This is a genomic window from Akkermansia sp. AE01SA01 (assembly GCF_036417395.1).
Lineage (GTDB): Bacteria > Verrucomicrobiota > Verrucomicrobiia > Verrucomicrobiales > Akkermansiaceae > Akkermansia.
Window position 1 is genome coordinate 1868703 of sequence record NZ_CP143890.1, and the last position, 22324, is coordinate 1891026.

17 protein-coding genes and 1 CRISPR repeat array are annotated in these 22324 nt (G+C 57.7%); of the genes, 16 read left to right on the forward strand and 1 reads right to left on the reverse strand.

The genetic code is table 11. From position 1 onward, the window contains the following. Positions 1-18 precede the first annotated feature (18 nt). The 11 genes from V3C19_RS07530 (at position 19) to V3C19_RS07580 (ending at position 11569) form a co-directional block, all read left to right on the forward strand. The gene (locus tag V3C19_RS07530) at positions 19-636 is read left to right on the forward strand and encodes a hypothetical protein (RefSeq protein ID WP_130084690.1); all 618 of its coding nucleotides are present in this window, start codon (positions 19-21) and stop codon (positions 634-636) included. Beyond that, a complete protein-coding gene (locus V3C19_RS07535; protein ID WP_130084691.1) occupies positions 633-965 on the forward strand; it encodes a hypothetical protein in 333 nt (110 codons plus the stop codon). Before V3C19_RS07530 ends, V3C19_RS07535 begins: the two co-directional genes overlap by 4 nt. 41 nt (positions 966-1006) lie before the next feature. Beyond that, positions 1007-1300 (forward strand): Asp-tRNA(Asn)/Glu-tRNA(Gln) amidotransferase subunit GatC, encoded by a 294-nt coding sequence (gene gatC / locus V3C19_RS07540; RefSeq protein ID WP_130084692.1) that lies wholly within the window; start codon positions 1007-1009, stop codon positions 1298-1300. 43 nt (positions 1301-1343) lie between these two features. Beyond that, positions 1344-2756 (forward strand): Asp-tRNA(Asn)/Glu-tRNA(Gln) amidotransferase subunit GatA, encoded by a 1413-nt coding sequence (gene gatA / locus V3C19_RS07545; RefSeq protein WP_295877122.1) that lies wholly within the window; start codon positions 1344-1346, stop codon positions 2754-2756. 56 nt (positions 2757-2812) lie between these two features. After that, a complete protein-coding gene (locus V3C19_RS07550) occupies positions 2813-3796 on the forward strand; it encodes a MoxR family ATPase (protein WP_295877119.1) in 984 nt (327 codons plus the stop codon). 99 nt (positions 3797-3895) lie between these two features. Then, the gene (locus V3C19_RS07555; protein ID WP_130084695.1) at positions 3896-4789 is read left to right on the forward strand and encodes a DUF58 domain-containing protein; all 894 of its coding nucleotides are present in this window, start codon (positions 3896-3898) and stop codon (positions 4787-4789) included. An 18-nt stretch (positions 4790-4807) separates the two neighbouring features. Next, positions 4808-5422 (forward strand): hypothetical protein, encoded by a 615-nt coding sequence (locus V3C19_RS07560; protein ID WP_130084696.1) that lies wholly within the window; start codon positions 4808-4810, stop codon positions 5420-5422. 7 nt (positions 5423-5429) lie between these two features. Beyond that, entirely contained in the window at positions 5430-6416 is a 987-nt protein-coding gene (locus V3C19_RS07565) for a VWA domain-containing protein (protein ID WP_067951829.1), read from the forward strand. Positions 6417-6431: 15 nt separating this feature from the next. Continuing rightward, complete coding sequence (locus V3C19_RS07570; RefSeq protein WP_330937058.1) at positions 6432-8732, forward strand: VWA domain-containing protein; 2301 nt, start codon at positions 6432-6434, stop codon at positions 8730-8732. Between the two features lie 55 nt (positions 8733-8787). Beyond that, complete coding sequence (locus V3C19_RS07575) at positions 8788-11202, forward strand: hypothetical protein (protein ID WP_295934558.1); 2415 nt, start codon at positions 8788-8790, stop codon at positions 11200-11202. 97 nt (positions 11203-11299) lie between these two features. After that, a complete protein-coding gene (locus V3C19_RS07580; protein ID WP_130084888.1) occupies positions 11300-11569 on the forward strand; it encodes a zinc ribbon domain-containing protein in 270 nt (89 codons plus the stop codon). Positions 11570-11877: 308 nt separating this feature from the next. Then, positions 11878-14190: direct repeats of the CRISPR family, unit length 31 nt; unit sequence GTTTCAATCCACGCACCCGTGAGGGTGCGAC. Between the two features lie 415 nt (positions 14191-14605). Here V3C19_RS07580 and V3C19_RS07585 read toward each other — a convergent pair. Then, complete coding sequence (locus tag V3C19_RS07585) at positions 14606-15760, reverse strand: acyltransferase (RefSeq protein WP_295933379.1); 1155 nt, start codon at positions 15758-15760, stop codon at positions 14606-14608. Between the two features lie 585 nt (positions 15761-16345). On the opposite strand from V3C19_RS07585, the gene V3C19_RS07590 reads away from it, so the two are divergent. The 5 genes from V3C19_RS07590 (at position 16346) to V3C19_RS07610 (ending at position 22319) form a co-directional block, all read left to right on the forward strand. After that, a complete protein-coding gene (locus V3C19_RS07590; RefSeq protein WP_295933377.1) occupies positions 16346-17968 on the forward strand; it encodes a formate--tetrahydrofolate ligase in 1623 nt (540 codons plus the stop codon). Positions 17969-18001: 33 nt separating this feature from the next. Further along, on the forward strand, positions 18002-18919 hold the full coding sequence (locus tag V3C19_RS07595) for a 2-dehydropantoate 2-reductase (protein WP_295933375.1): 918 nt from the start codon (positions 18002-18004) through the stop codon (positions 18917-18919). 21 nt (positions 18920-18940) lie between these two features. Beyond that, entirely contained in the window at positions 18941-19840 is a 900-nt protein-coding gene (locus V3C19_RS07600; protein WP_295876789.1) for a hypothetical protein, read from the forward strand. Positions 19841-20004: 164 nt separating this feature from the next. After that, a complete protein-coding gene (locus V3C19_RS07605) occupies positions 20005-20742 on the forward strand; it encodes a metallophosphoesterase family protein (RefSeq protein WP_130084879.1) in 738 nt (245 codons plus the stop codon). A 188-nt stretch (positions 20743-20930) separates the two neighbouring features. Beyond that, complete coding sequence (locus V3C19_RS07610; protein WP_295933373.1) at positions 20931-22319, forward strand: ABC transporter permease; 1389 nt, start codon at positions 20931-20933, stop codon at positions 22317-22319. Positions 22320-22324: the final 5 nt, after the last annotated feature.

Sequence of the window (22324 nt, forward strand, 5' to 3'; positions counted from 1 at the left end):
GCACATTCTTTACCGCATATGAGACCTAGCAACGCCCAATACCGCCGCATGGACGCCGAACCCGGCTATACGCCCCATCCCGAGGACCAGGTGGATTCCGACATGGAACAAGCCCAGCTCAGGCTGGAGCAGTTGAGGCGGGAAAAGGAAGAAGTGGAAAGCTCCCGGCGCCGCCTGGAGGAAATCCATATGCGCAAGGCCCGCTTCATGGACCAGCAGAATGAACTGGGCGACCGCATGGTGAACGCCGCGGATCTCATCAGCCGTGAAGTGGAAAGCCTGCGCCAGGAAAGCAACGAGTTGGAGCAAATCCACATGGCGATGACCCGCAACCTGAAAATGCTCAGCACCGTGCGCCCCGACGAATGGCCCATTGAAAACACGGAAAACCTGATCAACCAAAGCCAGCAGGTCATTGACCGCTGCGAAGAGGAATTCGCGGACGCTGTCCAGCAGTGCGCCCGCATGCAACATACCAAAGTACTTACCGGCGTGCGTCGCTCCAGCAAGGTGCGCATCAGCGCGCGCGAATTCATGACCCAATTCCTTCAGGGCCTTTCCTTCCATCTTCCCCTGCTCCTGATTGCCCTTATCATCCTCTTCTTCATCTGGATCTTCAGCCCCTCCGCATCATGATCAAAAGAAAAGCCAAGCGCCGTTCCTCCGAACTGGCAGAGCTGGACCGCGCCTCCCGTGAAATCGAGCTCCGCATCCAAGAACTGGAAGCCTCTCTCAAACGCCCGGCCCCGCAGACTCGCATGCGGCTGGACCGCAACACGATGCCTCCGCCCGACCGCATCCGGGAAGGCAACCAGAACCGCGCCCTGCGCGCTGTGGTGGCCCGTGACGGCCGCGCCACGAACATGCGCCGGGAACTGAGGGAAAACTTCATGCTCCTGGGGCTTCTGGTCTGCGCCATCGCCGCCTCCTTCTGCTGGATCATTCGCCTGCTGGAACAACAGTAAGGCCGCCCCGTGGCTTCACCCTCACTACACACTTTCCACCCATGAGTACGCCTCAAATCGACGTAGCCTACATTGCCAGGCTGGCGCAAATTGACCTGACTAAAGAGGAAACGGACCTGTTTTCCCAGGATCTGGACAAAGTCCTTGCCTACATTGCCAAGCTGGAATCCTATGACGTGGAGGGGATAACCCCGATGAACCATCCTTTGCCGGCCATGGACGTCATGCGGAAGGACGAACCGCAGCCCGGACTTTCCCAAGAAGAAGCCCTGTCTAACGCCCCTCAGCAGTCCCAGAGCCAATTCCGCACGCCCAAGGTGGTGGAATCCGCCTGATTCCTCTCTTTCACGCTTCAACCGTTCACTCCCTAAATTTTCAATGTCAAGCATTCAAGGTACCCTGGCCGAATGGCGCGACCGCCTGCGCCGCAAGGAACTCACCCCTGCCGAACTCGTCAACCTGACGGCAGACGCCATTGAGGCGGACAAAACTACCAACGCCTATATATCCTTTGACCGGGAGGCCGCCCTGCGGGCCGCGGCCGCGGCGGACGTAGCCAGCCCGCTGGCGGGCGTCCCCATTGCCGTCAAAGACAACATCAGCATTCTCGGTCAACCTACGCGCTGTGCCTCTCGCCTGCTTTCCCCCTACACGGCCCCTTATGACGCCACATCCGTCCACTTTCTGAAAAAAGCCGGCGGCATTCCCCTGGGCCGTACAAACATGGATGAATTCGCCATGGGCGCCAGCGGGGAAAACTCCGCCTACGGCGTCACCCGCAACCCGAACGCCCCGGACCACATTCCCGGCGGTTCTTCCAGCGGTTCCGCTGCGGCGGTAGCGGCAGGAACGGCCATTGCCGCACTGGGGTCCGATACGGGCGGCTCCATCAGACAACCCGCGGGGCATTGCGGCATCGTAGGTCTCAAGCCCACCTACGGGCGCGTCTCCCGTTGCGGCCTGGTGGCTTTCGCCTCCTCCCTGGACCAGATCGGCCCCATGACCCAAACGGTGGAAGACGCCGCCATCCTGCTCCAGGCCATTTCCGGACACGACCCCAAAGACTCCACCTCTGCAGACCGGCCCGTGCCGGACTTTGAATCTGCACTGGGAAAAGACGTCAAGGGCTTGAAAGTGGGCATTCCTGCGGAATACTTCACTTCCGGCAACCACGCAGGTGTCTCGGAAGCCGTGCAGAACATGGTCAGGCAGCTGGAAAGCCTGGGTGCGGAACTCGTGGAAATCCACCTGCCCCATGCGGACGCCGTAGTAGCCGCGTACTACATCATCGCCTGCGCGGAAGCCTCCTCCAATCTCTCCCGCTTTGACGGCGTGCGCTACGGACAACGGGCGCAGGACGTCAACGGCCTCATGGAACTCTTCTCCAGGACGCGGGAGGAAGGATTCGGCCCGGAAGTCAAGCGCCGCATCATCCTGGGCACTTACGTGCTCAGCTCCGGCTACTATGACGCCTATTACTCCCGTGCGCAGAAAGTCCGCTCCCTGGTCTCCAACGACTTTGCAGAAGCCTTTAAAAAGGTGAACATTATCGTGGGACCCACCTCCCCGGCGCCCGCTCCCAAAATCGGGGACTCCGCCCTGGACCACCTCCAGACTTACCTGGCTGACATCTACACCATCCCCGCCAACCTGGCAGGGCTGCCCGCCATCTCCATCCCATGCGGTTCCGTAAAGGAAGGCGGTGTGGAACTCCCCATCGGTTTCCAGATGACGGCACCCCATTTCCAGGAAGACCTCCTCTTGAAAACCGGTTTTGCTCTTGGAAAATAACGGAAATTTTTCAACGCAATTCCCTGACAGACTGTCATACCCACTATTAAAGAACCATGGACACCCGAGAATTCAACGAAATTATCGCCGCGAACTCATCGTGGATTTCTGCTCTCCGAACGGAGGTAGGCAAGGTGGTCATCGGCCAGCAGGCCCTGATTGACAGACTGATCCTGAGTCTTCTTTGCAAGGGGCACGTCCTGCTTGAAGGCGTTCCCGGCCTGGCCAAAACACTCTCCGTAAAAGCACTCGCAGGCACACTGCACGCGCAATTCGCCCGCATCCAGTTCACACCGGACCTTCTGCCCGCCGACCTTCTGGGCACGATGATCTACAACCCGGAAGAACGACAGTTTACAGCCAAAAAAGGGCCTATCTTCGCCAACCTGATTCTGGCGGACGAAATCAACCGCGCCCCCGCCAAGGTGCAGTCCGCCCTGCTGGAAGCCATGCAGGAACGCCAGGTAACGCTGGGAGAAACAACCTACCGCCTGCCGGACCCCTTCCTCGTGCTTGCCACGCAGAACCCCATTGACCAGGAAGGTACCTACCAGCTCCCGGAAGCCCAGCTTGACCGCTTCCTCTTCAAAGTAGTAGTCACCTATCCCTCCCGTGAGGAGGAACTCCAGGTGCTGGACCTGATGGCCAGCTCCGCCAGACCCCCGGAAACCTCCCCGGTCACCACGCCGGAACAGGTGGCCGCCTCCCGTGACCTGGTCAACCAGATTTACATTGACGATGCCGTGCGCGGCTACATCGTGGATCTGGTGCGCGCTACCCGTTTCCCGGAAACGGTGGACGTGAAACTGCGCGGCCTCATCCGCGCGGGTGCCTCCCCACGCGCTACCATCAACCTGGCCCTGGCTTCCCGCGCCAACGCCTTCGTGCACCACCGCTCCTTCGTCACCCCGCAGGACATCAAGGACCTGGCCCATGACATCCTGCGCCACCGCATCCTGCTCTCTTATGAGGCGGAGGCGGAAAACATCTCCACGGACAACGTCATCGACCACATCCTGACGAAAGTCCCCGTACCGTGACGGCATAAGGCGGGCGCACCCCGCCCGCTTTTCCATCCGGACCGCATCAGGCGGATACCCTGCCGGACCTGATTGCCCCCAAACAGGGAGGATCACTTCATGGATAAAGCTTCAGACATTCTCAAGCGCGTACGCCGCATTGAACTGCGTGCTAAACACCTGGCCACGGAAAACTTCGCCGGGCAGTACCAGTCCGGCTTCCGAGGCCAGGGACTGGACTTTGACGACTTCCGGGAATACATGCCAGGGGACGATCCCCGTTTCATCGATTGGAAGGTAACGGCCAGAATGAGGTCTCCGTACGTGCGCCGCTTCCGGGAAGAACGGGAGCAGGCCGTCATTCTGGCCGTGGATGTCAGCGGCTCCATGCACTACGCCTCCTCCGCCTCCCCCCGCGCCTCCAAACTGGACTACGCGGCGGAAATCGCGGCGGTGCTCGCCTTCAGCGCGGCCCAGAGCGGGGACAAATGCGGCCTGCTCATCTACGGCGGACGCCAGTCCCGCTACATCCCCCCCGCCAAGGGCATGAAACAGACGCTGCGCATCGTGCGTGAAATCGTGGCCAGCGAAAACGACGGGGCGGACCAAAGCATCTCCGAGGTGGCGCAACAGCTCGTCCTCTCCCAGAAAAAAGCCGCCATGGTCATCATGATCAGCGACTTCTGGGGAGAACACAACAAGGCGGCCCTGGGCCAGCTCAACTTCAAGCACGACTTCATTCCCATCCGCATTGCGGACCCCATGGAACTTCACCTGCCGGACGCCGGGCGCGTCATTCTGAAAGACCCGGAAACGGGCAGAAACATGTTCCTGAACCTCTCCCGTCAGGACGTCCGGGACGCCCATGCCAACTCCGTACACCTGCACCGGGAAAAATGGACGCAGGACTTCCGCCGCCTGGGCATCGACTTCCTGGACCTCCGGACCACGGACAACTTCATGCCGCCGCTTCAGGGCCTCTTTGCCCGGAGGTCCCGTAAATTCTCCCGCTAAATTTCCCCTCCTTCCGCCATGCCTGCACCAACCGCCTTCCAGCCACCACCCACGGCCATTCCGGAACCGCCCGCCTTCCCTTCCCTCATGGAAACGCAGGCCCCGGACGCCTATCTTCATGCGGGTTTCTGGGACACATGGGGAATCTGGCTTGCGCTGGCCGCCATCCTGCTGGCCGTGGCCGCCGCCGTCATCCTGCTCATCCGCAAAAAGGGACGCACGGCCCCCGCTCCCCTGACCCCGGCCCAGTCCGCCGTCAGGGACATCACCATGCTCCGGGAAACACACCCGTCCCTCAGGCAGGCCGCCGTGGACTTCTCCCTCATTCTGCGGAAATTCCTGGTGGGGGAAACCAAAGACCCCGCCCTGTACGAAACCCAGCAGGAATTCAACCGCCGGGCAGATGCCCTCACGGCACTTTCCACCGAACTGCAAGGCCCCACGCGCGACCTGCTGGACCGGATGGCCGTCCTGAAATACGAGCCGGACACCCCGGAAAACGACTCCATGGTCAACGAACTGGCGGACAGGACAGTCCAATTAATCAACGACATAGACGCGGCCTCCCGCACCACGCAGGAGGAAACGGACCTTATCGTCAAAAAACCTTCTGCACGCACCAACCAACGCTGACCCCACCATGATGGAACACTTCCAATTCGCACAACCTGAATGGCTCTACGTCCTTCCCTTCATCTTGTGCCTCCTGATCCTCCGCCGCAGGCGCGGCGCGGAAGGTTCCATCACCTACCCCACAGTGCGCTTCATCGCGCCCCTGGCCCGCACTCCCCATTCCCTGGCCGGGAAAATCGGGGCCGTCTGCTTCGTGCTGGCCGCCGCCGCCATCGCCATCGCGCTGGCGCGCCCGCAAAAAGTGGAAGACAAAAGCTTCCGCACCGTCAACGGGATTGACATCATGATCGCCTTTGACCTCTCCTACTCCATGGACACGCCGGACATGGTGCTCAACCGGATGCCCATCAACCGCCTGGTGGCCGCCAAGCACGTCATCACCCAATTCGTGGACAGCAGGCCGGACGACCGCATCGGCATCGTCGGCTTTGCCGGAAAAACCAAATCCTTCTGCCCCCTGACGCTGGATCACGCCCTGGTCAATGAAATCATCCACAACTTCCACCTCCGCATGATCCAGGCGGACGGCACGGCCATCGGCTCCGCCATTGCGGCAGCGGCCACACGCCTGGATGACCGGAAGGACACCAAATCCAAAATCATCATCCTGGTCACGGACGGCGCCTCCAACTCCGGCCAGATATCCCCGCTGGTGGCGGCGGAAAACGCGGCCAAGCTGGGCATCAAAATCTATACCATTGCCGTAGGCACGGAAAATGGCACCCTGGCCAACGGCATGGTGGTGCAAAGCGAATTCGACGAACCCACGCTTCGGAAAATAGCCCAGATCACGGGCGGCGAACACTTCCGGGCCCAGAACATGGCCTCCTTCAACAAGGCGTTCACCTCCATCGGAAAACTGGAAAAAAGCGAGGCCAAGGTGCATACCGTCCGCCATATTGAAGAATACTTCATGTACTTCCTCATTGCAGGCGGCGCGCTGACGCTCCTGGGGCTGTCCCTGCAAGTGCTCAAACCCACCCCGGCCCCGTAACACACCCTTTCCCCCATGACATTCCTCTATCCCAACGTTCTGTATGCGCTCATCCTCCCCGCCCTGCTGGCGGCGGCGGCATGGTGGCTGTGGCGCCGCCGCTCCAGAAAATGGGAAGTGCTGGTCTCCCCGGACTACAGGCATGAACTGGTCCACGCTCCGGCCTCCTGGCACCGGGTGCTCCCCGTCATCTTCTCCGTGCTGGCGGCCGTCTTCTGCATCCTGTCCATCGCACGCCCCATCGACGGCTACACGGAAGTAAAGGAAGTGCCCAAATCGCGCAACATCCTCATCGCCATAGACTGCTCCCGCTCCATGCTCAGCAAGGACGCCTCCCCGTCCCGCCTGGGCCGGGCGAAAACCGCCGCCTACGACCTGCTGGACGCCCTGCCAGGGGACAACTTCGGAATCATCATCTTCTCCGGGGAATCCGTCCTGCTCATGCCGCTGACCCACGACCATAACGCGCTGAAGGAAACCATTGAACAACTCCAGTTCGGATGGGTCTCCCAGGGGGGCACCAACCTGGAAAAAGTCGTGCGCCTGGCCCTGCAAACCTTCAAGCGCGACAAGGAGGCGGACTCCAAAAACGCCCTGGTCATCCTGAGCGACGGGGAAGACACGGTCAACGTCACCTATAAAACCGCGGAAGCCGCCAGGCAAAGCAAGCTCATCATCGTCACGGCCGGCATCGGCACCACCATCGGCACCACCATTCCGGATGAAAACTCTCCCTCCGGGCTATACCGCGACCGCCGCGGGCAGCATGTCGTCTCCCGGCTCAATCCGGACAGCCTGCAATACCTGGCCAACCAGACGGACGGCCAATACGTGCAGCTCTCGGACGGAGCCGCCCTCAACCGCTTCGTCAAAGACATTGCGGAACGGCTGGACGTGACGGAAGGAAAAGAGGAAACGCGCCGCATCCCGAACGACCGCTACATCATCTTTGCCGTTCCCGCCCTCATCTGCCTGATCCTCACCCTCATTGCCGGAACCCGCTGGCGCTCCTTCCGCCGTTCTTCACGCCGCGGCATGGCGCTTCTGGCCGGAACGGTCCTGCTCTGCACCGGCTTGCTGGGCACGGAAGCCCGGGCGGACACTGCCATGCTGGACAACGTCACGGACCTGATCCGCACGGGTAAGACGGAAGAAGCCGTCAAGGCCATAGACGGCATGATCGCCCTGCCGGACCTGCCGGAAGAAACGCGCCAGGCCCTGGAATTCGCCAAAGGCTGCCTGGAGCAAAAGGCCGGTAATCCCAAGGAAGCGGCGGAAGCATTCTCCCAAGCGCTCCTGTCTCCCAACAGAAGCCTTCAGTCGGACTCCCACTTCAACCTCGGCAACATGGAAGCTGCCAAGGCCAAAACGTCCATGACCTTCTCCAGGTCGGAGGAAAAACAGACGCCGCCCCAGCCTGCCTCCATTGACGATCAGATCAAGGAAATCGACGCCCGGCTGGCTAAAATACCAGAGGCCAAACAACACATCAAGGAAGCCGTCAAACGCTTTGACGATGCCCTTTCCGCCCACCGCTCCCATGAAGGAGCTGCCGCCAACAAGGAGGAAATGCTCCGCTACGACAAGGAGCTGGATGAATACCGCAAGCAACTGGAGGAATTGAAAAAGAAGCTGGAAGAAGAAAAGAAAAAACAGCAGCAACAGCAAAACAAGGACCAGCAAAACAAGGACCAGCAGAACAAGGACCAGCAGAACAAGGACCAGCAAAACAAGGACCAGCAGAACAAGGACCAGCAGAACAAGGACCAGCAGAACAAGGACCAGCAGAACAAGGATCAGCAGAACAAGGATCAGCAGAACAAGGACCAGCAGAACAAGGATCAGCAGAACAAGGACCAGCAGAACAAGGACCAGCAGAACAAGGATCAGCAGAACAAGGATCAGCAGAACAAGGATCAGCAGAACAAGGATCAGCAGAACAAGGATCAGCAGAACAAGGATCAGCAGAACAAGGATCAGCAGAACAAGGATCAGCAGAACAAGGACCAGCAGAACAAGGATCAGCAGAATACTCCGGGCAGTCAGGACAAGAACAAGCAGGACGAAATGAAAAACACGCCTCTTCCCTCCTCTCCGGAAAAAGACAATCTACCTGAAGCTCCCGCTTCTTCCACTTCTCAGCCTCAGCCCACTGGGAAAGACGGCAAACCCGTCCCTGTAGCCGCGCAAAAGGAAAGCAAGGAAGCAAAAGAACGGCGGGAAGCCCGGGCCATCCTGATGGAACGACGGGACATTGAACCCGGCTGCCCCGTGCCCCAACGCTCTCCCGACTATCCGCCGGACAAGGACTATTAACCTCATCCCTGGTCCGTCAATACCACTACAACAACTTTTCAAACACATCCGCAACATGATGAAAAAATTGATCGCCCTCCTCCCCCTTCTCTTCTGCATGACCTTTACGGCTATGGCGGAAGTCGTCACCACATGGCTTTCTGACGCCGTCGTGCCGGGCGAACAAACCCGTCTCTTCATCATCCTGACAGACGGCAGCATCGCCCGCCAGGACCCGCTTCCCAGGGTAAAGGGCGCCAGCATGCACTGGATCAGCCAGGGCAACTACATCCGCTGGCCGGGCTCTCCCAACCAGTCCGCCTTCCTGATGGCCATTGAGATTACCCCGGATGAAGCGGGCACCGTGCAAATTCCCTCCCTGACCCTGAAAACGAACAATGGCCGCACTTACACTACGCCCCCCCAGACGCTGACAGTTTACCCGTACAGTGCCATCAAATGGAACACGCTGAACATGAACGGCACTACCGTTCCATATGGTATGCTGTGGCATGTGGACAACCAGAAACCATACGTTCACCAGCCGGACCGCTGCGAACTGAAAATCTACGCTCCGGAAAATATCCTGGAATACACCATCCCTACTATTACTACATCCAACTTGGCGGCATGGCGTTTTGAACCTACTCTGGTGGAACTGCTCCGGGGCCAGCCTCGCGGCTCCGTACTCTACCGGGGCGTCAACTGGAATGTCATGACCTTTCAGAGCGCCTTCTTCCCGCTGCGCGCCGGAGAAGTAAAGGCATCCGGCACAGTCACGGCCCGCGCCATCCTACCGGAAGCGGACCCGCTCATCGCCAGTTTCAGCCGCATGGAAATGCTGGTGGAAATGGCCATACCGGAAGTGAAAATCACCGCGCAGGAATTGCCTGAAGGCGCCCCCGCCTCCTTCACCAATGCCGTAGGCAACTTCCGCATCTCCGCCAGTACGGACGCAAGAGATCTCAGCGCCAACGAACCCATCACCGTTAAAATCAAGGTGGAAGGCTCAGGCAACATTCACAGCATCAACTGCCCTTCGCTGACGGATGCCTCCAACTGGAAACTCTACCCGCCCAACAAGCTGGACCCCAGCCAGAATACGCGCACCACGCAGGGAACCGTGGAATTCCAGCAAATGCTGCGGCCCATCGCCCAGACGGACGCCATCCCGTCCTTCGAACTCACCTTCTTTGATCCCAGCACGCAGCAATACAAAACCGTAACCACCGCCCCCATTCCGCTGGAATGGAAAGCCTCCGCCATCACGGGATCCTCCGCCGGAACGGGCGCGCCCGCTACGCCTCCGCCGGCAGGAACCATTCCGGTGGCGGAAATGACGGACATCTACGGCATGGCGCCCGCCGTCATCATGAACACCCTCACTTCCCCGGCCCACTGGGGATGGTACTTCCTGGCGTACATCCCCGCCGTAATCCTGCTCGGCATGGCCCTGATCCGCTACATCCGGAAAGTGCAGAAGGAAAGCTTCACGGCCAGGGAACGCATGCGCTCCTTCAAAAAGCTTGCCTCCACCCCGCACCAGGCAAGCTCCACGGAATTTCTGCGCGCCGCCGGTAACTTCATAGAAAGCTACATCCCGCCGTCCAAACAAAATGAAGAAATGAAAACGATCCTTCAACTCCGGGACGACAGAGCCTTCCAACCTTCCGGCACCGCGGACGAACTGCCCCATGCGGAACGCCAGAACATACTGCAATCCATAAAAAAAACCATCGCCAAGCTTCCCCTGCTGCTGCTCGGCGCCATTCTGGCCGCCTCCCTCTCCGCAATGTCCGGACATGCCGCTGAAACGGATGAAACAGGCATCCGGGCCTATGAACAGGGCGAATACACAAAAGCCATTGACTACTTCAATAAACAAAGCGAAAATCCGAACCTCTCCAAATCGGCCCGCGCCTACGCCTGCTTTGGCACCGGTAACTCCTACTACCGCCTCAACAAACCCGGCCTGGCCGCACTCAACTACCGCCGCGCCCTGGAGCTCTCCCCGTACTTCACGGAAGCGAAAAGCAACCTCCAATTCATCGAACGCAAAGAAGGGGCCATCCTTCCTCCGGACACCACGGAAAACCAGTGGCTCACCTACATCAGCCATGATGCGCTGGTACCCATAGCCATCCTCTCCGGAGCCGTCATGCTCACCTTCCTGGCCCTCCTTACTGTCTCCCGCAGGCACGGCGTCCTGCTAACCATCCTGGCCACCCTCAGCGGTCTGGTTACCGTAGCCGCCGTCATGAACTACATCATGTACCCGGAAACGCCGGAATCCATCCCGCCGGACCGCCTGCTCGTGGTCACGAAAAAAACGCCTGCCCGCCATGCCGCGGACATGGGCAGTCCCGCCCTCATGACCCTCCCGGAATCCACGCCGCTCATCCTGCGAGCGGAACGCGGCTCCTGGTACTACGCCAGCACCTTCCAGAACACTCCCGTCTGGATCCCCAAGACGGACGCCCAGCCGCTATAGCCCTTTCCCGGCACAATAGGAACAATCTCCTTCTCCGGAATATCACGGACATTCGTGCAGAGAACAAGTAACAAACACCCCTCCAACAAACATGGAAATGGAACAACAATTCTGCCAGAGCTGCGGCATGCCCGTAAACGACTCCACCTTCGGAAAAGAAGCGGACGGAAGTAGCAACGAGGACTACTGCCACTACTGCTATGCAGAGGGCCGTTTCACCCGGGACTGCACCATGGATGAAATGATCGAGCACAACCTGGAATACCTTGATGAATTCAACAAGGACTCGGAAAAGAAATATACCGTGGAAGAAGCCCGGTCCGGCATGAAGCAATTCTTCCCGCACCTCAAAAGATGGAAGCAATAACGGGATAACCCCTTGTCTTCACAGGGCAAACTATCTCATACAAACAGCTGCCGAAGGCAGGAAGCCTGATAAAAATATCAGGAATACCTGTGGAATGGCTGACGGGAAATCATGATCCATAAGGGGATAACATGGAAGACTAACCGGCCTTAGATCATCCGGGCCTGTCCCACCTGTCTTAACCGACACAAAAAAGCCGCCAGAAAAAATCTGGCGGCTTTTTAGCATCGTGAAATGTTGAAGCATAACCGTTGCTCCTGCATTCTACAGTGTATATGAAAAAGCATTCTGCTCGAATTATGAACAATCCATATAATCATGCACCCGTGAGGGTGCGACAGAATGGTTTCTGCGTGTTCATGTGAGAGACCTTGTTTCAATCCACGCACCCGTGAGGGTGCGACCACCTTGAAAAAGCTTGCCAAGCGGAAAAACAAGGTTTCAATCCACGCACCCGTGAGGGTGCGACGCCTCCGCGGCCGCACGGTCATAATCAATAGACAGTTTCAATCCACGCACCCGTGAGGGTGCGACAACATTCTTGAGCTTGATTAAATAACATACATAAGTTTCAATCCACGCACCCGTGAGGGTGCGACCAGATTTCCTGCGAGTTCGCGCGTTTGGCTGGAGTTTCAATCCACGCACCCGTGAGGGTGCGACGCTCTCGTCATAGAGCATGATTGAGATATCACCGGTTTCAATCCACGCACCCGTGAGGGTGCGACTCTTCAACATTTTCATAGGCACATCTGGTGACAATGGTTTCAATCCACGCACCCGTGAGGGTGCGACCCCCTTTTGAAGGAATATAATACCAAGCGCATTGTTTCAATCCACGCACCCGTGAGGGTGCGACGGTGTCTTCCGTCGGTCAGGCCAAGTTTAATCCGGTTTCAATCCACGCACCCGTGAGGGTGCGACTCTTCAACATTTTCATAGGCACATCTGGTGACAATGGTTTCAATCCACGCACCCGTGAGGGTGCGACTCTTCAACATTTTCATAGGCACATCTGGTGACAATGGTTTCAATCCACGCACCCGTGAGGGTGCGACGGTGTCTTCCGTCGGTCAGGCCAAGTTTAATCCGGTTTCAATCCACGCACCCGTGAGGGTGCGACTCCTCCAACTGGGAAATAGTGCTCAGGGAGTCCTGTTTCAATCCACGCACCCGTGAGGGTGCGACAGAGGGATTTGCTTTCTCTTTTGCCGTTAAGAACGTTTCAATCCACGCACCCGTGAGGGTGCGACTTTGGGCGTCATGGGAGGGACTTGTAAATGTCGAGGTTTCAATCCACGCACCCGTGAGGGTGCGACGGCGCACGGAGCCGTTTCCCTGGGCCGTGAACGGTTTCAATCCACGCACCCGTGAGGGTGCGACTCGATTGTGAACTCTTTGATGGAGACTGATTGACGTTTCAATCCACGCACCCGTGAGGGTGCGACAAGGTCATCATCAGCACGGGCGAGATTTACCGGGTTTCAATCCACGCACCCGTGAGGGTGCGACGACAAACCTACCACACGACGGGGACTTGTCAAGAGTTTCAATCCACGCACCCGTGAGGGTGCGACATTTATCTCCACGTATGCACCTGACGACGTGGAGGTTTCAATCCACGCACCCGTGAGGGTGCGACCGTTGAGCTTGTTGTGCGTGTTGCGGAAAGAGAGTTTCAATCCACGCACCCGTGAGGGTGCGACCGTGTACGGTCATTACAAAAACAGTATGACAATCGGTTTCAATCCACGCACCCGTGAGGGTGCGACGTGCAGTGTGTCCATGTTTCACGGTATCAAAAGGGTTTCAATCCACGCACCCGTGAGGGTGCGACACTTGTTTTCTTTGATTTGAACTTGGGATATTTAGTTTCAATCCACGCACCCGTGAGGGTGCGACGGACCATTTGATTGGGACTCAAAGAGCTATGGCTGAGTTTCAATCCACGCACCCGTGAGGGTGCGACGATTAGGTGTCAGTGGGAAACAAGGTGAGGAGATGTTTCAATCCACGCACCCGTGAGGGTGCGACCTCTATGGTATCCGTTCAGATTAACCCGTTAGGTGTTTCAATCCACGCACCCGTGAGGGTGCGACCATTGCGGATGACATTCTGGACAAGGCGGAGGCGGTTTCAATCCACGCACCCGTGAGGGTGCGACCCGGTATTGCCGGGGAGTGATAAATGATTGCATGGTTTCAATCCACGCACCCGTGAGGGTGCGACCAGAGTTTCAATGACTTACAACATAATTTGAGGGTTTCAATCCACGCACCCGTGAGGGTGCGACCACGGTGACAGATTTTTTCTGTCAAATGAGCGCGTTTCAATCCACGCACCCGTGAGGGTGCGACTTGAGAAGACTCTCTCCCTGCCCCAGCTCAAGGCGTTTCAATCCACGCACCCGTGAGGGTGCGACAAGTGCCACTTCGATATTCAATCCGCCTGCTGGAAATGTTTCAATCCACGCACCCGTGAGGGTGCGACTCCGAAAGATTTCGACTGGGAGATCGTGCGAGGGTTTCAATCCACGCACCCGTGAGGGTGCGACGCGTACAGGCACGGGGCCGCAGGGGGCTATCAAACGGTTTCAATCCACGCACCCGTGAGGGTGCGACGGCGGGGGAGCTTACAAATTGATCATTAATTGCACAAATAATGATTTGCGCCAACCTGCCATACCAATCTGCAAGCGCCCACGCCTTAAAAAATGATCATTACTGTCAATCTAACATCCCCAACAGGTTACAAAAAGCGCCGACTTTCCGGGAATTTTCTGTGTGCTTGGGGTTGGCGCCGGGAACCACGGATGCCGGCTCTTCTCTTCAAAAGAGATGCCTCATCCGGATAACCGGTGCCTGCACGTGATGCGTATTTATAATAAAATGACCACGACGATTCGTCCAGCAACTTTCCTCAAACCACACCGCAGCCTTTGCTGTCCACCACAGAAAAAAGCCTTTCCGAACAAAAAACGCTGCGGAACAGTTTCACTCGTTCCGCAGCGTCCGTGCAAACAAATATCCGGATCTTTTACATGATACTCCTGCGCGTCCATCTGTTGAGGTTCAGCAGCCAGACAAGGAAGAGCGAAACGGCGGACGCCAGGCAGGCCATCAACGGAATTTTCACGCAGGCGGGAAGACCTGTCCACCCAAGGAAGTCAATAGCATCATAGGCGCACTGCACAAAGAAGAAGTGGCACAGGTACACGCCGAAGGTCAGGGCGGCTATCCGGGACAACGCCGGGCTGGTTTTAATCCGGAGTTTGCTCACTATGGCGAAGATGGCAAAGGTCATCATGAACACGTTAATGCCGGAGAAGTACCACAGAATCTCCAGCTTGGAATACTGGCCGGGGAAATGCTTCTGTGTTTCCAGGAAGCCGAAGAAGGTAATGGCAAATCCGACCAGAAACAGGGGAAGCGTGATGGACAGTGTCTTTTTCCAGTTCCAGTCCAGGGGATACTTCATCAAATAATGGGCAAGGACCATGTACCCCATGAAGCCCGCGAAGTTGTAGAACATGCCGTACGGGTTCCAGTCACAGATGCCCAGAATCCCCATATTGCCGTAATTGCCCTCATACCCCAGCGTCGGAGCCAGCATCTGGACGTACGGCAGGACCATGCTGAATATCCAGATTCCCAGAAAAATCTTCACGTCCTTCCTTTTGGCCTGGGTCAGCCACGCGCTCATGATGGGCATGAAGAGGTACAGGCCTACGAGCATGTACACGTACCAGAGGGGAGTGGTATCATAATTGAAATTGAAAATAAAGGTGTACAGCTTATCGACCGTAGCGCTCCAGGTGTAAGTGTCCATCACGATGTTGGGGCTGGCCGTCTGCACGCCCGCGGCAAAGTAGAGGAAGTAAAACAGGGGAAGCGCCAGGGACCACACGACCAGCGGAATCAGAATCCTCTTGAGCCGGCGTGAATAGAAAGCTCCCATTTCCATCGTCACGGGAAAAAGCAGGACGCCGGAAATCATCGCAAACAAAGGAACACAGGGCCGTACGAGGCTGCCGATGAAGACGCCCGACTTAAAGTCAAAACTGCCGTCAAAGCTCCCTACGAAGGGATCGCAGCAATGGGCCAGCACGACGAGGAAGCAGGCCAGGATGCGCAGAAAATCTACCCAGGCGATGTGACCGCCTCCGGCATTCAATGGTTGGTTGGTACTCATGGTGGTGAAGGGATAAGCGCCGCCCGTCATCGTCGCAGGCGTTCGGAAACTATACCCGTTTCCCCGGCTTATTCTATCATAAAATGGAAAAAGGACTTTCCTCTCTCCAAAAACGAGCAGACCGTTTCAACAGCCTTAAAGCAAAGACACAAAGTTTGCATGCAACCTACGCTCCCTTGCAGCAACCCAGCCGGCAACCGTTTTCTTCCCGGTTTTCCGCGGAAAAATCATGATGAACCAGCCTTTCGCCGGAAAAACTCCGGACCTTTTCCGCCTTTCTCCCGCTCGTCCTCCTTCCCTCTTTTTCCTGCAGAAACCGGCAAGAAACTTTCCCTACGCCTGCCTCCATTTTTCAAAAATAATGCCGCCGTTATCCGGTGCCCTCTTCCGTTTTCTGTTCCCGTGCTCCGGTCCCTTCATCCCGCAGGATGAAACAATCCCTCCGGTTGATTGCCGTCGTCCTCTCCGTCCGTTGCCCGGCCTACGCCGTCCCTCCCCACCGGCTGTAAAAAAACGGCCCGGATTCCTCTCTCCACAGTCCACGAACTTCTTGCAAAAGCCCCATACTTCCGTCATCATACGCACATGGTCATTCCCGCATTCTCCGATTGTGTCAGCAAGCTGGGCGTCGATGAAAACGACGTCATTCCCTTTGGCCGCAACAAGGCCAAGATTCCCTTGAGTGCGCTCGACAAGACCGCCACTCCCGGCAAGCTCATCCTGGTATCCGCCATCACCCCCACCCCCTCCGGAGAAGGAAAAACCACCGTGTCCATCGGTCTGGCACAGGGGCTCCAGGCCATCGGCAAGAAAGCCTGCCTCGCGCTCCGCCAGCCTTCCATGGGACCCGTCTTCGGCCGCAAGGGCGGCGCCACCGGCGGCGGACAAAGCTCCCTGACGCCGATGGAGGAAATCAACATGCACTTTACGGGGGACTTCCACGCCATCACCTCCGCGCACAACCTCATCAGCGCCATCATTGACAACGCCATGTTCTTCCACACGCTGAACATCGACGAACGCAAAGTCACGTGGAAACGCGTGATGGACATGAACGACCGGGCCCTGCGCTCCATCATCGTGGGCCTCAACAGGCAGGGATTCCCGCGGGAAACAGGGTTCGACATCACCCCGGCTTCTGAAATCATGGCATGCCTGTGCCTGGCTACGTCCTACAAGGACATGGAGGATCGCATCAACCGCATCGTCATCGGCTTCACGGCGGACGACAAACCCGTTTTCGCCAAGGAACTGGGCATTACCGGCTCCGTCATGGCCCTGCTGAAAGACGCCCTGATGCCGAACCTGGTCCAGAGCGTGGAAGGCGTGCCCTGCTTCCTGCACGGCGGCCCATTCGCCAACATCGCCCACGGCTGCAACTCCGTGCTGGCTACGAAAATGGCTCTCCACTTCGGTGACTATGCCGTGACGGAAGCCGGATTCGCCTTTGACCTGGGTGCGGAAAAATTTTTGGATATCAAATGCCGCCAGTCCGGCCTGAATCCCGCGGCCATCGTCATCGTCGCCACGGCCCGCGCCCTGAAAATGCACGGAGGAACCGCCCTGGCGGATCTGAAAAACACGGACGTGACCGCCCTGAAAAAGGGCTTGGCAAACCTGGACGCCCATCTGGACGCCGCCGCCCACTACAAGCGCCCCGTGGTCGTGGCCGTCAACAAATTCTTTGATGACTCCCAGGAGGAACTGGACGCCATCATGGAACACTGCGCGGAACGCGGCATCCCCTGCGCCATTGCAGACATCTTTTCCCGCGGAGGGGAAGGCGGGAAGGAACTGGCCCAAATCGTGGTAGAAGCGGCAGACCGTCCTTCCCCGCCCTTCAAGCCCCTGTATGAATCTGCCCTGCCGGTGGAGGAAAAACTCAATATCATCGCCCGCAGCATTTACGGAGCGGACGGCGTGGAACTGACGCCTGCGGCCAAAAAAAAGCTGGCCCAGTTTGAAGCCAGCCGTCTAACGGACCTCCCCATCTGCATGGCAAAAACCCAGAACTCTCTTTCCGACAACGGCAGGCTGCGCGGCCGCCCCACCGGATTCACCGTCACCGTGCGCGACTTTGAAATCGCCAACGGGGCCGGATTCCTGGTAGCCCTCTGCGGGGAAATCATGCGCATGCCCGCCCTGCCCGTCTCCCCGAATGCCATGCACATCTATCTGGACAACAAAGGCAACGTCCAGGGGCTGTAAACGGTCCAAGAAAAAACACCCTCCTTCACCGCCATGAAAATAGCCATTCTGGGAGCCGGGGCGCTCGGCTGCTATTACGGAGCCAGACTTCAGGAATCCGGCCAGGACGTATCGTTCATCGTACGCTCGGAATACGACTACCTGAAAGAACACGGTCTGGAAGTGAAAAGCCTGCACGGGAACATTTCGCTGCCCCGCATCAAGGTATACCGGGAAGCGTCGGAAGTCGGTCCGGTGGATCTCGTCGTCGTCGCCTGGAAAAGCACGGCCAATGCGGGATTTGCCAAGGCCCTCCCTCCCTTGATGGGACCGGACACGGTGGTAGCCACTCTCCAGAACGGCATGGGAAACGCGGAGGAAATCGCCCGTATTATCCCGTCGGACCGCATTTACGTGGGCCTGTGCTTCATCTGCGCCATGCGGGAGGAACCGGGCCACATCAACCATTTGGAAGGCGGCAACATTCAATTCGCACCGTTCGTCCCGTCGCCGGAGGGCTCCGCAAAGGCGCAGGAACTTTCCGCCCTCTTTGCCGGGGCGGGCATCAAGACACGCGCCTTTGACAACGCGGAACAGATCCAGTGGTACAAGCTCGTCTGGAACATACCGTTCAACGGGCTCTGCCTGGCGCTGGGGGGCATCAGCATCGCGGAACTCTACAAAAACCCGGAAAACGTCGCCCGTGTCCGCCGCATCATGGAAGAAGTGGTCCGGACCGCCAAAGCCCGCGGCCACACGTTGCCGGACGACCTGGTCGAATTCCACCTTTCCCGCACGGAAAGCATGGGAGCCTTCATCCCGTCCAGCGCCGTGGACTACAACGAAGGACGCCCCATCGAATACACGGCCATCTGGGGCGATCCCCTCGCCAAGGCCCATCAGGCCGGAGCCTCCGTACCCGAATGGGAACAACTGGACAGGGATATCCGCCAGCGCCTGAAAATGGATTAACCTGCCGCACCCCCGCGAATCATGCTGAAAAACATCGTCATTTTCATCATTGCCCTGCTGGGCTTCGGCATGATCCGCCTGCCCTTGCAGGAACGTATTCTGGAGCAGGAAAAGAACGCCGGACTGCTGGAAGAGCCGGTAAGCCTTTCATCCTCCGATTATCTGGAACAGCAGCTTGCCATGGTGTCTCTGGGCGGCCTGCGCTCCTTGGTGGCGGCGGTGCTGAGCATGGAAGCCTTTGACTGCTTCCTGGTTTCCGACTGGGCCAATCTGGAGCGCCGCTACAACCAGATCACCGCCCTTGCACCCCATTCCGATTTTTACTGGGACAACGGTTCCTGGCATCTGGGCAACAACGCTTCCTCCAGCTATCTGGACAACAAGCGCCTTTCCCCGCTGGAACGCCGCGAAGGATTCCGCAAGTATATTCAGAAAGGGCGCGATTTTCTGCAAAAGGGCATTAAGGCCAATCCCGGAAATTGGTACCTGTATTCCCTGCTGGGCAACATGTACAGCGATACGTACCGCCATCCTGATTTTGAAAAGGCCGCGGAAGCTTACCGGAAAGCCCGTGAACTGAGGGCTCCAGCCCTGACGGCGCGCAAGGAGTTTTACGCTCTGACCCGTGTGCCCTCCAAATCCAGAGAAGCGCTGGAACTGGGAAAAGAACTGTTCAAAGACCCCCACAACCGCGTTCCCAGCCTGGTCACCAACATTTTCGTGCTGGAAAACCGTTTGCATATACCGGAAAAGGACAGGATTCCCTTCCGCGAACTTTATCCTACAGATGAAATAGCGCGCGACATGATGACCGCCCACCTGGCCAATTCCCTCAGATACCCCGTGGATGGACTGAGGGAAGCGCTGGAATCTCTGCCGGAAGCCAAACGGGATGATCCGGTGCCGGATGGAAAAGATTAAAGATTTCCGGGCACAAGTGATATTTTATCTCCGCAGAATTATTTTGCGGCCTTTATCCCCTTACACTGATATTTAATCTCCTGCCTTTGGCCATTGCTACGCCGTTGCAATTTCCCCCCTTGGCAAAAAACGGGAAATGCGCTATAATAGTTTCCCGCAATACCATGAGTAGAATAGCCCTGATCAGCGACATCCATGCCAACCTGCCCGCCCTGGAAGCGGTGATGAAGGATATAGAACAGCTGCAATGCGATGCCGTTTACTGTCTGGGCGACATCGTGGGCTACAATGCCAATCCTTCCGAATGCCTTGAATTCATCCGTTCCCGCCAGATTCCCACCGTCCGCGGCAACCACGACGAGGAAGCGATCGGGGAAGACAATCCGGCAGGCATGAATCCCGTGGCGTACAGTGCCCTGATGTGGACGCGCCAGCAGCTTTCCGACGAGCAGAAAAAATGGCTGCGCCGTGCCCCCTTCCAGCGCATTCTTCCCAATGAAATTGTGCTGGTTCACGCCACGCAGGACAAGCCCAACTCCTGGGCATACGTCACAAATGTGGACACGGCTACGCATAGCATCAACATGCTGCGGGATAACCAGTTTCTGTGCTTCAACGGCCACACCCACGTTCCGCGCACCTTCATCCGGCACGAAGGGAGCATCCAGGAATACGAATCCGGGGATATCCAGCTTCTCAAAACCAACAAGTACCTTATCAACGTGGGGTCCGTAGGACAGCCGCGCGACGGAGACCCCCGCGCCGCCTACGGCATTCTGGATACGAACGGCATGGTTTATTACCAGCGCCGCGTGGAATACGACCTAGAGGAAGCCCAGCGGCGCATTCTGGCTGCCGGACTGCCGGATATGCTGGCGCGCCGATTGGGGGAAGGAATATAACCCTTCCGCGAATAGCGGCCGGACCTCCAAAGCCGGAAGCTGGAAATGCGGCGCCATTTTGGCGGTTTTTCTGTATTCTCCTGTCCGGAATGTGGGAAAACGTGGAAAGCCACATGTTAGGAAAGGCTCACAAACAAGGATTGCGGCTTGCCTAGCATGCCACAAATCAGTAGAGTTTTGCGCGACGAATGAAGACCTATATCATCAGACGACTCCTTCTCATGCCCCTGACGCTCCTGGGGGTCACCTTTCTCGTCTTTTGCATAACCCGCTTTGTTCCGGGAGGTCCCATTGAACAAATGATGCAGCAGCAGAGCATGAGCGCCCTGTCCGGCCAGAAGGCGGGGTCCCAGCGCGGGGACAATAACCTGAGCGAGGCCGACATGGAGCGGCTGGAAGAGCAATACAGCCTTCAGGAACCCATCGTCACCGCCTATCTGCAATGGCTGGGCGTGCTGCCCAAGAAGATTTCCATTTCCCGCGAGGAATTCGGGGTTATTACCGGTGAGGAGCCGGCAGACAGGGAGGACGAATATGCCGGCATTTCCGACACCCACACCAAAATCAATCTGAACGAGACGGGAGAACAGGTCGTCGTCGTGCGGCCGGACAAGGATTCCAAGGAAGTCAAGGACGCTTTCTTTTCCGGGACGCCTTCCCGGAAAGCGGCTACGGAAGGATGGACGGTGGAGGTGGAATCCCCAATGGACCGCGCCGAACGCTGGGCCAGGCGCATGCGGCAGACGGGAAATGAGGGGGCCATTCAGGACAAGGCGAAAGGCTATGCCTGGCGGGCCGCGATGTACAAGACAAGCTTTGACGGCCTGCTCCAGGGCACCATGGGCAATTCCTTCAAATACAATGAACCGGTCTGGGACATGATCAAGGAGCGCATTCCCGTGTCCCTGTACTTCGGCATCCTGAGCGCCATCATCACGTACTCCGTGTGCATTCCCCTGGGCATCGTGAAAGCCATACGGCACAAGAGCCTGGTGGACAACATTTCCTCCGTGCTGATCTTCCTGGGGTACTCCGTTCCCGGCTTTGCGCTGGGCGCCGTGCTCGTGGTGTACCTGGGGGCGCGCCTGGAATGGTTTCCGCTATGCGGCCTTACCTCCGCGGATTTCGCAGACATGGGATTCTGGGAACAGGCGGCCGACCTGCTGCACCACACCGTGCTTCCCCTGATCTGCTACGTGGTCAGCTCCTTCGCCATCACTACGATGATGATGAAGAACAACCTGATGGACAACCTTTCCTCCGACTACGTCCGGACGGCCATGGCCAAAGGCGTGAGCTTCAAGGGGGCCGTGATCAAGCACGCCTTTCGCAACTCCTTCATTCCCATCGCTTCCACGCTCGGCAGTCTGATCAGCCTGATTGTGGCCGGCTCCATGCTGGTGGAAAAGGTGTTCGATATCCAAGGCTTCGGCATGCTGAGCTACCAGGCCCTGATGGACAAGGACTACGCCCTGATCATGGGCACGCTGCTGCTCACCTCCTTCCTGATGGTGCTGGGCAACCTGCTTTCCGACATCATCGTGGCCGCCGTAGACCCGCGCATCAAATTTGAATAACACAC

Bases quoted from the DNA above. Each gene is read 5' to 3' on its own strand.
- V3C19_RS07585 (WP_295933379.1), bottom strand. From the start codon at position 15,760: ATGAGTACCAACCAACCATTGAATGCCGGAGGCGGTCACATCGCCTGG.
- V3C19_RS07555 (WP_130084695.1), top strand. From the start codon at position 3,896: ATGGATAAAGCTTCAGACATTCTCAAGCGCGTACGCCGCATTGAACTG.
- V3C19_RS07610 (WP_295933373.1), top strand. From the start codon at position 20,931: ATGAAGACCTATATCATCAGACGACTCCTTCTCATGCCCCTGACGCTC.
- V3C19_RS07530 (WP_130084690.1), top strand. From the start codon at position 19: ATGAGACCTAGCAACGCCCAATACCGCCGCATGGACGCCGAACCCGGC.
- V3C19_RS07595 (WP_295933375.1), top strand. From the start codon at position 18,002: ATGAAAATAGCCATTCTGGGAGCCGGGGCGCTCGGCTGCTATTACGGA.
- V3C19_RS07550 (WP_295877119.1), top strand. From the start codon at position 2,813: ATGGACACCCGAGAATTCAACGAAATTATCGCCGCGAACTCATCGTGG.
- V3C19_RS07590 (WP_295933377.1), top strand. From the start codon at position 16,346: ATGGTCATTCCCGCATTCTCCGATTGTGTCAGCAAGCTGGGCGTCGAT.
- V3C19_RS07600 (WP_295876789.1), top strand. From the start codon at position 18,941: ATGCTGAAAAACATCGTCATTTTCATCATTGCCCTGCTGGGCTTCGGC.
- gatC (WP_130084692.1), top strand. From the start codon at position 1,007: ATGAGTACGCCTCAAATCGACGTAGCCTACATTGCCAGGCTGGCGCAA.
- V3C19_RS07565 (WP_067951829.1), top strand. From the start codon at position 5,430: ATGATGGAACACTTCCAATTCGCACAACCTGAATGGCTCTACGTCCTT.
- gatA (WP_295877122.1), top strand. From the start codon at position 1,344: ATGTCAAGCATTCAAGGTACCCTGGCCGAATGGCGCGACCGCCTGCGC.
- V3C19_RS07605 (WP_130084879.1), top strand. From the start codon at position 20,005: ATGAGTAGAATAGCCCTGATCAGCGACATCCATGCCAACCTGCCCGCC.
- V3C19_RS07575 (WP_295934558.1), top strand. From the start codon at position 8,788: ATGATGAAAAAATTGATCGCCCTCCTCCCCCTTCTCTTCTGCATGACC.
- V3C19_RS07580 (WP_130084888.1), top strand. From the start codon at position 11,300: ATGGAACAACAATTCTGCCAGAGCTGCGGCATGCCCGTAAACGACTCC.
- V3C19_RS07570 (WP_330937058.1), top strand. From the start codon at position 6,432: ATGACATTCCTCTATCCCAACGTTCTGTATGCGCTCATCCTCCCCGCC.
- V3C19_RS07560 (WP_130084696.1), top strand. From the start codon at position 4,808: ATGCCTGCACCAACCGCCTTCCAGCCACCACCCACGGCCATTCCGGAA.
- V3C19_RS07535 (WP_130084691.1), top strand. From the start codon at position 633: ATGATCAAAAGAAAAGCCAAGCGCCGTTCCTCCGAACTGGCAGAGCTG.